Annotated in this window: 7 protein-coding genes and 2 pseudogenes; 1 reads left to right on the forward strand and 8 read right to left on the reverse strand. The window is 61.2% G+C overall.

Annotation, left to right across the window (positions count from 1 at the left end; genetic code table 11):
* Positions 1–354: 354 nt before the first annotated feature.
* The 4 genes and pseudogenes from ASU23_RS12335 to ASU23_RS33365 form a co-directional block, all read right to left on the reverse strand.
* Complete coding sequence (locus ASU23_RS12335; RefSeq protein WP_058038015.1) at positions 355–1,530, reverse strand: hypothetical protein; 1,176 nt, start codon at positions 1,528–1,530, stop codon at positions 355–357.
* Between the two features lie 200 nt (positions 1,531–1,730).
* Entirely contained in the window at positions 1,731–3,071 is a 1,341-nt protein-coding gene (locus ASU23_RS12340; protein ID WP_197486208.1) for a hypothetical protein, read from the reverse strand.
* A 169-nt stretch (positions 3,072–3,240) separates the two neighbouring features.
* Positions 3,241–8,241: a DEAD/DEAH box helicase gene (locus tag ASU23_RS12345; protein WP_058038017.1), complete on the reverse strand. Its 5,001-nt coding sequence runs from the start codon at positions 8,239–8,241 to the stop codon at positions 3,241–3,243.
* A 96-nt stretch (positions 8,242–8,337) separates the two neighbouring features.
* Positions 8,338–8,496 (reverse strand): annotated as a pseudogene (locus ASU23_RS33365) (XRE family transcriptional regulator); the annotation flags it as partial.
* Positions 8,497–8,693: 197 nt separating this feature from the next.
* Here ASU23_RS33365 and ASU23_RS12355 point away from each other — a divergent pair.
* Positions 8,694–9,269, forward strand: coding sequence for a hypothetical protein (locus tag ASU23_RS12355; protein ID WP_054801997.1), 576 nt, complete (start codon positions 8,694–8,696; stop codon positions 9,267–9,269).
* A 365-nt stretch (positions 9,270–9,634) separates the two neighbouring features.
* Here the strand turns inward: ASU23_RS12355 and ASU23_RS34240 are convergent, their stop codons facing one another.
* From ASU23_RS34240 to arsA, 4 genes and pseudogenes are all read right to left on the reverse strand, one after another.
* Positions 9,635–9,778, reverse strand: coding sequence for a hypothetical protein (locus ASU23_RS34240; RefSeq protein ID WP_172827053.1), 144 nt, complete (start codon positions 9,776–9,778; stop codon positions 9,635–9,637).
* Positions 9,779–9,804: 26 nt separating this feature from the next.
* On the reverse strand, positions 9,805–10,506 hold the full coding sequence (locus tag ASU23_RS12360; protein WP_058038019.1) for a hypothetical protein: 702 nt from the start codon (positions 10,504–10,506) through the stop codon (positions 9,805–9,807).
* Positions 10,507–10,898: 392 nt separating this feature from the next.
* A pseudogene (locus ASU23_RS34850) lies at positions 10,899–11,015 on the reverse strand (SOS response-associated peptidase); the annotation flags it as partial.
* A gap of 48 nt (positions 11,016–11,063) precedes the next feature.
* Positions 11,064–12,818 (reverse strand): arsenical pump-driving ATPase, encoded by a 1,755-nt coding sequence (arsA, locus tag ASU23_RS12365; protein WP_058038020.1) that lies wholly within the window; start codon positions 12,816–12,818, stop codon positions 11,064–11,066.
* Position 12,819 lies beyond the last annotated feature (1 nt).

A 12,819-nucleotide genomic window follows, 5' to 3' on the forward strand; every position in this document is an offset into this window, starting at 1 on the left:
GCCGGCACTCGTACTGCAACTATCTCAGCCCTGCCGACTACGAAAACGCTCACACATCCGATAGCCTGCAGAAAGCCGCGTAATCACAAACCCCGTGTCCAGTTTCCGGGGTCAAGGCCCCATGTTGCAGCAGCAGTCTCCAGCCGCCCAAGCCAGACTGAAAAACCTATTGGAAACGATCTTATGGGACAAGACCTCACTGTGAACGGGGGCAGTCCCCAACTCCACGAAACTTGAAGAACACTAAAGTCTCCGGAAGCCGTTGCTGTTCACGGAGTTTGCCCTGAAACGCAACAAAAAGTCACGAGTCGGGAAGATTTCTGGCAACAGCAGTCCCCTCAGCTCTCAGATCGGCTATCCGTCGGTCTGGCGGCGGACTAGCTTGTCGGTGAGCTCGATTGTGGACAAGTACCACCAAAAGATCCAATCGAGATACGCATCGTCATACTCGGGGTGTTGTTTGGCATCTCGATGCCGAATGGCGAACTCGTTTGCAATCTGAAACAGCGCTCCTTCGTCTTTCTTGAAGAGTTCAGATTTCAGAAGCGCGCGCCGCTCTTCGAGCAAGCTTGCGAGCACGGTGCATGCACTGCGCTTCTCATCGCGACCCGCGTTTCGTGAGCGAAATAGTGCGATGGCGTGCGAAACAGACACTCTCCGTTCCTGATCCGGAGCGTCCAACGCAGAATCGATGAGGTCTTGGCGTCCCTCGTCGACTCGATGAGCCAGTCGTCCAGTGTCTTCCCCGCTCTTGGTCAGAATCAGATCGATCCCGTGACGCTTCAGCATTCGGTTGACCGTCCACCGGTACAGCACTTGCGCCGGATAGGGAGCAAATCGTTCGTAGTGCCATCCGCAACCGTTGAAATTGTGGAGCCAGCGATCCCGCGGTCTAGCCACGAGATCATGGAAAACTTCGATGAGACTGTAGAACGTTTGTTCGTCCCATACTTCTGGGCGTGGCCACCACAAGCCAGCTTCGCCCAATCGTTCAGCGATCACCTCGTCTAGCTTGAGGTCTTGATCCTGCAATCCAGGAAAATCGTCATCGACGCACGGGCGGGGGGCAACTCGATCTAGATATCCACGATTTTGAATGAGTGCCACTTCTCTTAACCAATCCCGTTGCGCAGCAGCCAGGTCAGGACTGTCACGGTGGGCAGCTTCAGACGAGCGACTGGATACTCGGGCGGCGTAATAGGGTCGCGGTGAATGTTCTTCAGGAAGTCTTTCAGCGGCCGAAATCAGATCTTGCAGAAACAGGGTCTCCGGTTTAGTACCTATGCGCCCCAGCTTGGCCGGAGTCGATGCCCACACGTCACTTGAGCGAAGGAATCCTTGACTAGCTTCGCGAAAATCGTCGGCAGGTACATCTGCGACGAATGCTTCAGTGAGCAACCACTCGACTCCCCTGTTCCACTCCGCTTTGTTACTCAATACAAGTTCGCGCAGCGCTTTGGATTCGAGAACGAACAGTTCCCTCGGCCATCGAAGTGTGTAGTCCGGTCCCGGATGACTGGTATCGAGCACAGGTACACACGCTATCGGGTGAGGGTCGATTTCGAAAACGAACAACAGCATCCTTATTCACCGACGCGATCGTCTCCACTGTTTGCAACTTGTCATCGGTTTGCGCGGGGTCTCCATCGGGGCGATTCCACCACAGCGTGCACGGAACTGTCAGTGGTCCTAAGTCGCTAGCGGAGTTCCGTTTTCCAGGTCACCGCGCACTACGTGAGGCCCGGAACGTCGTACCGCCGAAAGAGTGCTTCGAAGAAGTCCTGGACCAACTTTCGCGACTGCGCGTCGTTTCGCAGCTCAGTGGCACCGAACCGGAAGACCTCGTACCCACGCAGCTTCAGCTCGCGATCGGCGCACACGTTCTTCGCGTACTGCCGCGGGTCGGGTTTCCCATCGGTTGCATAGTGATGCTGCCCATCGACTTCGAGGACGATCCGCGTGCTCCCCGGCATGAGCAACAGAAAGTCCATACGGAGTCTCGGCAGAGCATTCACGCCGCGGTGCCGGATCGTTTTGGGGTCCCAGTGCAGCCATACTTCGGGCAGGAGCGCGGGAAGGTCTTGGACGAAGTCTTTGAAGATGTGGTGGTACTGGTCGAACAGAAAGGCCTGTGGCGGGGAAGTCTTGGGGAGACTGGACCGAAGACGTTTGTACAGCGTCGATTTCGCTAGTTCGTCGTCATCCAAACCTTCCGTTTCTTTCCACCAGGCCTGCAAATCACGCCAACAGATACCGTCCGGGCCAATGGAGCGGTCGTAGACAAGGGCTCTGGTGTCGGCATCCTCGTGATCGACGATCTCGATGTCGTTGTCGACAGCGTCGACGAAACGGATGTCCGGCCGCACCGGTGAGGCGAAGACGAGGTTCTTCGGCCGCCTGTTGCGCGCTACCGATGTGGCAACAACTTCGAACACCGGGTAGCCGCCATCTGCACCGGTCTCGATCAGTGCGAGCCCCACCGCATGTAGGTGCGGATTCACTGTGTCGACGAGACGTCGCTGGACCGCCTCGTCGAGGACGACGTCAGCTGACATCAGTCGTTCGAGGAACATCGCGAACCGCCGGTCACTCGCCTCGAACGCTCCGAGTTGCTCGAACAACTCTTCGGTGGACCAGTCCCCAGGATTGTGGATGACGTGCCGGTGGACGCGGTCTCGCAGGTTTCCCCGGTCATTGAAGAGGTCGCCGAACAGTCTGTCGTCGAGGATCCACAGTGCGTCCAGCATCGAGACGAGCCGCTCTCCACCTATGGCCACGTCCTCGATGTCGAGGCTTCGTGCGATGTCCCGCCGAGTTCGGCGCTCGATCTGTGGTGAATCTGCCAAGGCCCAGAGCGCATCCTGAACTGCATTGCGCGTTGCTGCAGCCATCCTCAGCTCACGTAGGACCGCCACGGCGACCTGAGGAAGGTCACTGTCGGGTAATGCAGTGAAGCTCGCACCGATGCGCTCGGCCTTCGTGCCTTCGCCGGGCGGCGTCGGCAGGCCGAGATGCTCGCACCCCGCCGCAAGTTTATCGCCGTTATGAAGGTCACGAAGGCTCGCGATCACGGGTTCGAGTTGGTCACGTAAGACCGCTAAATCGTTGTCGCGCTCCTGACTTCTGGACGTCGCACTCAACGGTTACCGCCGCCCGGAACTGCGACGGCATGGCACGCCCTACACCTCGGCGATTGTCTACGGGGTCGCGATTCGCGCCACGCGCTGCGATCCGTTGTCTTCATGCGCGAAGTCCATCAACAGTTTTCATGGTTTCGACTGCGACAGTGGTGACACGCTTGATCAACTCGACAATGTAGGTCGGGTCGTCATGCTCGTCGCACCAGCCGTTGGGATCGCTGACGATCCCGGATGCCTTGTCGGTCTTGACTTGGTAGCGCTCGATGATCCACGCCAACGCCGAACGCGAGCCGAGCATGAAGCGTTCAGCTTCCTCCGGAATACCTGTGATGGTGACCTTCGGGTTGTAGACGATGGTAGTGCGGTCGTCGACGTTCTTACCCGTATCCGGGTCTTTCCGCTTGCCCCACTTCATCTTCGAAATCCGCAGCGTCTCACGGTCGTCCAGGTTCGCGCCGGTCTTGAGCTGCACGTCGAGGTCGTACGGCGCGACGGACTCGTAGTTGACGTGCAGTTCGGACAGCCGGCGACCGGCCGCGGCGAACTGCTCGAAACGTTCCCGGCTGTCCGGGGTCGGGATGTGCGGGAGCATCTTCTTCAAGTCCGCCGAGTAGGTCTCGCGGTAGGCGGGATCGTGCAGCAGTCCGTAGACGTAGTAGAAGATGTCGTCCTTGGTCACCTGATCGCCGACCGCGCCGACATAGAGGGCTAGGACGCCGTCGGTGATGTTGTCGACCCGGCGGTAGCCGTGCTCGTCGACCTCGGTGGTGTCGGTGGAAGCGAAATCTAGCTCACCATCAGCCGATTCGGGCTTGACGTAGGTCCATCGGGAGAAGAACTGACCACTTCCCGAGCCCCAGAAGGACAAATCGGGAATCTCGTCGGTCATCAACGCTGAGAACAGTTTGTCCGAGCCTGTACCGACCACGTAGAAGCCGATGTTTGTGTGGTGCGGTGTGGGGAACATCGACGGGATTTGGTAGATGATGTCGTTGACCTTGCGGTCAAGGTAGGCACGCTGCTTACAGAACGGCCGATAGCTGCCGATACGCATCCCATCCTCGTCGGCGGTCAGCGGGGCGTATCGTGCCGCGCTATTGATCAGGTTCCGGCTCCATTTCAGCTTCGTGCCGTCAGCCAGGTCTGGTCTCTGATCAAGGAACTTGCTCATCGCGACACCGGTTCGTGCCATTTCCCCCTTACTTACGAGCGTTTCGAAAGTCGTCGCGGCAAGATTGACGTTCTCGAGAAGTCGGTCGATGTTGGAGGTCAGCGCATCACCTGCGAAGTTATAGCACCAGGCGTCTTTCGCGGAGTTGAGTCCCATTGAGAACTGAGCGAACACTGCCGTACTCGCGGTCCCCTTCTTGTCTCCGATGGCCGGCCAGGTCGTGAACGTGTCGTCACGCTGATTTGCCCAGTCTCCGTGACTGTTTGGGGTGATCGCCTGCCACTCGACGGTATTGAGGTGCCCTTCGGAGACAATCCAGAGTTTGTCTTCGCGGGTGAGGTAGTCGCCGATGTCGCGGTAGTGGATCTCGCACAGACCGTGATGCGCCGGGTTTTTGATGCCGATGAAGATGGCGACGGTGTTGCGGCTACCGGAGCCGAAAACTTTTCCGCCTTCCTTGCGAGACAGTTCACCGGCGGTGCGCTGGTTTCCGCGCAGGTTGTAGACGTAAATGTGTGCGTATTCCTCGGCCATGCTCAGTCGGATTCCGTCGGCGGTGTTGCCGTCCACCCAACCGCCGTTGGAAACGAATGCGACCACACCGGAGTCACCGATGCGGTCCGTCGCCCAACGGAACGCGCGCAGGTAGGAGTCGTAGAGGCTGTTCTTGTTCGTCGCGGTCGAGAGCTTCGCGTAGGTGTCGGCGATGCGGCCGTCCAACGTCGGGTAACCGACGTTCGCATTCAGATCGTTCGCGCTGGTCTGCCCCACCGAATACGGCGGGTTGCCGATGACGACGTTGATGCGGGTGTCGTTCTGGCGGATGATCCGAGCATTGTTCTGCGGGAACATCTCCGCGTCGAGGCTGTCACCGCTTTCGGTGATCTGAAAGGTATCAGCGAGGACGATGCCCTCGAACGGAACGTACGCCGCGTCTCCGCCCTGATCCACCAGTGCGTGATAGGTGGTTTCGATATTCACCGCGGCGACGTAGTAGGCGAGCAGCGTGATCTCGTTGGCGTGCAACTCATTCGCATACTTGCGGGCCAAATCGGTCGGGTTGATGAGCCCGGATTGCAGCAGCCTGGTCATGAACGTTCCAGTTCCGGTAAATGGATCGAGAACATGCACGTCTTCGTCGGTGAGGCCACGTCCGAACGAATCCCGCAGTGCCGCATCGGCGGCGCGGAGGATGAAGTCGACGATCTCCACCGGGGTGTAGACGATACCGAGGGCGTCGGACTGCTTCTTGAAGCCGATCTTGAAGAACCGTTCATACAGTTCCGCGATGACTTTCTGTTTGCCTTCGGCGCTCGTCACCTCGGTAGCCCGGACTCGCACGGAGGCGTAGAAGGCGTCGAGGCTGGCGGTTTCCGCTTCCAGACCGCTGTCGTCGAGGGTGTCGACCATCGACTGCATCACCCGCGAAACCGGATTGTGGGATGCGAAGTCGTGCTCGGCAAACAAGGCGTCGAACACGGGCTTGGTGATCAGATGCTGCGAAAGCATGCTGATCGCGTCGTCGCGGCTGATCGAATCGTTGAGGTTGTCGCGCAAACCGGTGAGGAACCGCTCGAACTCTTCCGCCACTGCGGTGTTGGCGCCGGCGAGGAGGGCGTTGATGCGGGTGATCTGCGCGGCGGCGATGTCGGAGACGTCACCGGCCCAGTCTTCCCAGTAGGCGCGGGTGCCGACCTTGTCGACGATCTTCGCGTAGATCGCTTCCTGCCATTCGGAGAGGGAGAACAACGCCATCTGCGTCGCCATCCCACCACCGTCGCCGGTGTTGGTGCCGTCGGCGACACCCTGCGCAGAATCGTTGCCGGAACCCGTTCCATCGACACCATTACCGCTGCTACCGCTACTGCTGTTGCCGTTGTTGTCGAAGCTCTCGCCCACCTCGACGAGTGGTCCGATGTGCCCACCGAGGAGGCGGTCGTTGCCCTTGCCGTCCTTCTTGTTGGTGGTGGCGTTGAGGGCGATGGAGTTGACCATCGCGTTGAACCGATCATCATGGGCGCGAAGCGCGTTGAGGACCTGCCACACCACTTTGAACCGGGTGTTGTTCGACAACGCCTCCGACGGGCTGACTCCGGCCGGCACCGCGACCGGCAGAATGATGTAGCCGTAGTCCTTGCCGTCGGATTTGCGCATCACCCGGCCCACGGATTGCACCACGTCGACCACCGAGTTGCGGGGGTTGAGGAACATCACCGCATCCAACGCCGGAACATCCACGCCTTCGGAGAGGCAGCGGGCGTTGGTCAGGATCCGGGCTTCCCCCTCAGGGATCGGTGCCTTGAGCCAGGAGAGTTGTTCGTTGCGCTGCAGCGCGTTGAACGTGCCGTCCACATGGCGCACCGAACACGTCAAGTCCAGGTTGGTGGAATCGACCGTGCCGCCGTCGTTTTCGCTGTTCTCGAGCAGGTCACGGTAGGCATCGACGACCGTCGGGAATACTTCGGCGACCTGCTTGGAGGCGGCGATGTCCTTGGCGAACGCGACCGCGCGGCGCATCGGCGCCTCCCCCGGTGCGAAGCCTGTTCCTTCGGGGGTTTCACCGGCGCGCTTGGCCAGCGCGTTCCAGCAGCCGATGATCTTCGACGCATCATCGAGACGCAGTTCGCTGTGCACGCCGGCAAGCTGATCTTGCAGTGGCGCGGCCATCAACGATTCGTCGACGGTCAACACGATCACCTTGTAATCGGTGAGCAGACCCCGCTCGACAGCCGCACCGAACGAAAGCCGGTGAAACTCCGGACCGTAGACGGTTTCGTCGTCCATCGACGTCAACTCGGCCGAATGCTCTTCGGCCTTGTCCTTGACCGTCTCGTCGAAGATCCGCGGCGTCGCCGTCATGTACAGCCGGCGGGTGGCCTTGAGGAACTCGGCATCGTGGACGCGGACGAAGTTCGAATCGTCCTCCCCGAACAAGGTGACGCCGGTGGTGCGGTGCGCTTCGTCGCAGATCACCAGGTCGAACGGATCCACCCCCAGCTCTTGCGCTTTCGCGACGGCGGGCAGGGATTGGTAGGTGGTGAACACCACCGTCAAACCTTTGGCGCGTTTACGGTGCGCCATCTCCGCCGCCAGCTTCGCCGGATCGGTGGTGACCGGGATCGCGACGTCGTGGATGTTGAAGTCTTCGGCGGAGCGGGAGACCTTGGTGTCCGAGCAGACCGCGAACGCCCGCAGATCCAACTGTGTTTGCGCGGTCCACTCCCGCAGGGTTTGTGAGAGCAGGGAGATCGACGGCACCGCGAACAGGATGCGGGCGTTGCCGCCGTTCTCCAATGCTGCACGTTCCGCGATCTTGAGCGCTGTAAAAGTCTTTCCGGTACCGCACGCCATGATCAGCTTGCCGCGGTCGCTCCCCTTCTCGAACCCGGCGAAGACATCGTCGATCGCGGTCTGCTGATGCAGCTTCGGCTCGTGACGTTTCGCCTCCGACAGGTTGACCTGCAGCTCCCCTTGGGGCCAGGCGATGTCCCAGTCGATCGGGGATTCGGCGATCTCGGCCATCCCGATCCGCTGCACCGGGATCGACTGTCCCTCCAGAGCCTCTTCGGCGTTCTTCCCCCACCGATCGGTCGTCGAGATGATCACCCGATTGGAAAACGGAGCCTTACCCGATGCGGTGAAGAAAGAGTCGATATCGCCCTTGGAGAGGGTTCTGGTGGGTTCGTAGAACTTGCACTGGATAGCGGTGTACTCGCCGGTGTCGCGTTCGCGGGCTACGAGGTCGATGCCGGTGTCCGGCTTACCCTTACGGCCAGGCCAGTCGATCCAGCGCCACACCTTCTCGTACTGTTGCGAAAGCAGCGGATCGAGCTCGAAGTACCGGACCATCAACTGCTCGAACTTCGTGCCCCGCTCCGAATTCGACGGAGCCTCACGGAACGCCTCGATGACCTCGTGCACTGAACCCATGACAAATCCGACCTCTCGCGACAACTACCGTGCTCAGCCCACAATCTTGCCTGCACGCGGGACCCGTTCATGCACCGGGCGCACGTCAGTGATCGGTTAGGCATCGGTGTCGACATGCACTCCGACGTGCACACCGACCTTGCTACCCAGATTGACCAAGGCATCGAGCGAGAACTTACTCAACTTGCCGCGATAAAGATCCGACAGCCGCTGGGTGACACCGAGATTCTGGGCAGCAACAACCTGCGACCACCCGAACCGGTCGATCTACCCTCAGACCGCGTCAGTGCTGCGCCTTCTGATCCGTAGCTCAGGGGGCCACGCGAATCTTCCGGCGTTCGGCATCGAGCATCCGACCAACTCGGCGACGCTCTCGCGAACGCTTCTACCCCGTAAGAGATAAATGCTGTGTGGCCCAACGAAACAACAGGACGCGGTCTAGTCTGCGAGGCATGCACCTGGTCCCGACCCCTGACGACGACTACGACGACACCTTCGATCCGGATGCTCCGACGTTGACACCACGCCAGTGTCACATCGTTTCGCGGGTAGCGTCGGAGTTGGCGGATGCAGTGCTCGCCGACGTTCACATGCTCGGCGATCTCGCGGTCCAACCAGGTTCCGGATGCATGGTGCTCGCGGAGCTTCCGGAATGCACCTGGACCCAGGATGCGACGTGGCGACAAACAATGGCCAGGGCGTTCGACGATCTTTCCGCCGATGCAGCTGCGGAGCTCGATCCCGAACCTCGCTGTACCGGTGAGGAAATGGCGCTCCATCTGATCATCGGAGCTGCCCGCACAGCCATGCCAGCAGACCGGTTCATCGACGACATCGCGGATCTTCCTCCATACAAGGACGACGACGACTGGGACGGCCCACTCGACTACCTCTTCCAGGACCACGACGTGCTGACACTGTTCTGGCCGGAACCCATCTCGGACGGAGTCAACCTCGACCCCGCAGACTGGTTCACACCGTTCGAACCGGAACTCGCACGCGACCAACCACACGGCTTCCGCACATAGCCACCTCACGAGGCGTCATATGCTCGCTTCCTGATGTTCAACGACCCGGCCGAACGCCGGTGGCGTCGCCGAAACGCGCCGCGGAACCAACTCCGAGGACGTCGCCATACGACTCGTCGCCAACATCGGCACGGGCTGACAGACAACGAAACGCTCGGCGCGGCCAGAACATCCTGAACCCGGACTTCTTCAACGGGTTAATCACCTTCTGGGGGTATGCGGCGGGAACCCTCAAATAGCTACCTTGAACAGGGACGATGACACGTCCCCCTCATCGCCGGCCGCACGCACACTTGACCCTCAGTCAGATCGCCATCGAGCAGTCGCAAGATCGGGCGGACCCGCTGCCCCGCTCTCACTCCGGTCTAACGGATCCGGGTTTCGTTGCGTTCGTCGAGGACCCGATCCACAACCGCCGTCGAGACCGAAAAGTCCTGCCCTTCCACCGAGCGTAGGTATCGGCAGACATCAGACAGCATCGCCAATTCTTCGTCGACACGATCACTCATACGGGCAGTATGCAGCCCCGACGCCGTCAGTGTCCGGAGCGTGCGGCCCGCCAGATGGCGTGGTCGATTTCCCACGCAGTCACCACGCGACCCGTCTCCGTGGTCAGTGCCCGAGCGATGTTCCGTAGAAGCAGACGCGCAGAATCCGGTGTCGTCTCCGCGCCGTGGCGAGCAAGCCACCGCAACACCATCCGATCGGGTTTGACTGTGTCCTGGTCCCCGATCAGCATCCACAGATAGCCGCGGCGCACACCCGCACTGCCCTCACCGGGTACCTGTCGCAGCGCGGCTTCGACCGCGTCGAGCCGGACTGTGTCGGTCAGTAGTCGGCGGGCATCGTTGAGGGTGAGCACGCCGTGCTCGTGCAGCACCGTCGCATACCGGAGTGCCGCGTCGGCTTTGCGTATTCCGCCGCGGGTCGAGGTGTTCTGTCGGTTCTTCGTCGTGTCCAACAATGCTTCCACCGACGTGTAGCGGTCGAGGAACACGTCGAGCGGGACCGGATCTGCTGTCTCCGGCACCGACATCTGCACTGACGGCGACTGCACCTCGAAGTCCGCTGCGACCCGCTCGACCACCGGCACAACATGATTGTCGTAGTGAGCACCGATGCTGTAGACGGCGTCGAGCACGCAGAAGCTCACGCTCACCCACCGCCGCTCCCGGGGCTTGGGGTCCAGCTCGCGAACCGCGGCCACCAGCCGCGCCATCTCCTCGTCACTGTGCATGCGCCGTACCGTAACCGACCTGGCAGACACTCCCCTGCGACTAGACACCACAACCCACCCTCGGCAGACGCCGGCACCCATCCACCACAAAGAATGGGGACATGTCATCACCCCAGGTCAGAACGCCAAACGATGCGCCGAACGGCCGCCCAGGACCACCAGGCAGCACAGCCGACAGCTTCTCTACCCGCGACCGAGCCATGAACTCCGCATCGGCCGACCCGAGCAAACTCGGGTCCGAAACCTGAAAGCACAGGGGGCGGTGTCGTCACCGCTGGCGATAGTCCGACTACTGCCCGATACCGCCAAGAAATGTGCATTGACCATAGGAAACGACATGTCCCCTCCCCTATCACTGTGCCGGGTCTTCGGCGCCAAGCGAGAAGCTGCGGTCAGACTGGATTGAGAAGCTCCGGGGTGTTGTTGCGGGGCGAGTTGACCGCGGTTCCGACTTCGTAAGGTTCGAGGTGCGATTCAGGGACCGAATTCAGCAGCGCGTCAACGTCTTCGAGACTGGTCATTGCTCACCGAGCCGATTCGTCTCTGTCGCGGGATGGCTAGGCCTTACACAAAGCCGTCAATGCGGTTGTGCCGACGGGTTCTTCGGCAAGCATCGGAACGATCGCCGTTCGCTGACTGTATCGGCGTGTAATGCTGTCGATCTCGGTGATCTCACCCGCCGCACGCTGCTGCAGAAGCGGCGAGGTCGGTTCGGCAGCAGCGAGGGAATTGTTGACCACCCACGCCCAAGGCTCAATTCCCGCACGCTGCAGATCCGCTTGCAAACCAGCAGCTTCGAGCACCGGTGTGGTTTCCGCGAGGGTCACGAGCAGGACCTTCGTGGCCTGTGGGTCCTGAAGTCGCATCAACGGTGTCGTGAAGTTCGTGTTCTCCCCCATCTGGCGGGCGATCTCGCGGTGATACGAGCCGGTCGCATCGAGCAGCAACAGCGTGTGACCGGTCGGGGCCGTGTCCACGACGACAAATTTGCGGCTCGATTCGTGGATGACTCGCGAAAATGCTTGGAAGACCGCCACTTCCTCCGTGCACGGCGATCGGAGGTCTTCGGCGAGGTTGGCGCGGCCTCGTTCGTCGAGGTTCTTGCCCTTGGTGGTCAGGACGCGGTTGCGGTACTGCTCGGTGGCTTCCGCGGGGTCGATACGGGAGACCTGGAGGTTGTCGAGTTCTCCGCCGAGAGTGTCCGTGAGGTGCGCGGCGGGGTCGGTGGTGGTCAGATGCACCTGATGTCCACGGCCGGCGAGGGCGACAGCGATCGCGGCGGCGATGGTGGTCTTTCCCACTCCGCCTTTGCCCATGCACATGATGAGGCCGTGATCGTCTGTGTCGAGTTCGTCGATCAGGGCCGAGAGCGGAGCGCTGAGCGGCTGCGGGGCTGCAGCCGGCGGTGCAGCTACCGCGCCGGTGTCGGGGATGAAGAGGCCCTCGAGTGCGTCGATACCGACGATGTTGGCCGCTTTGAGTGGGACCTGATCGGTGGGCAGTTGCGCCAATTCGTCTGGCAGGGCGGCGATCGCAGCTTGCTCGCGTCGGTGGATCGCGGTCTCGAGTGGATCGGTGTCGTCGGCGGGTTGGGGGAGAACTCCGTTGATGACGACGTGTTGGTGGGTCAGTCCGATGTCGGCGAGTTCGCGGTGGGTGCGGGTGATTTCGGCGAGCGTCGAGCGCTGGGCACGTGAGACCAGGACGAGGCGGGTCCGCTGCGGATCGGCGAGCGCAGCGACGGCGTCGGCGTAGATGGCGCGCTGCTTGTCGAGCCCGGACAGCGGCCCCAGGCATGATGCGTCGCCTTTGCCGTCGTCGAGGAACTCGGTCCACGATCCGGGGAGTTGAAGCAGCCGGATGGTGTGCCCGGTCGGGGCGGTGTCGAAGAGGACGTGGTCGAAGGCGGCGGTGATGTCGTCTTGGCCGGAGAGCAGTCCGGTGAACTCGTTGAACGACGCGATTTCGGTGGTGCAGGACCCGGAGAGCTGCTCGGCGATCGCAGCGATGTCCTTGTCCGGGAGCAGCCCGCGCACGGGGCCGATGATGCGCTCACGATAGGCGGCGGCGGCTTGTTCCGGGTCGATCTCGAGTGCCGACAGTCCGGGCGCTGCGGGGATGTCGGTGATGGTGTTGCCGATGCTCACCCCGAACACCTGCCCGACGTTCGAGGCGGGATCGGTGCTCACGAGCAGCACTTTCTTCCCCGCACGGGCGAGGGTTATTGCACTCGCGCAGGCGATGGACGTTTTGCCGACACCTCCCTTGCCGGTGAAGAACAGGAATCGGGGCGCGTCGTTGAGGAACTTCATA

The sequence above is a fragment of the Rhodococcus sp. KB6 genome (genome assembly GCF_001445685.1).
GTDB classification, from domain to species: domain Bacteria; phylum Actinomycetota; class Actinomycetes; order Mycobacteriales; family Mycobacteriaceae; genus Rhodococcus_F; species Rhodococcus_F qingshengii.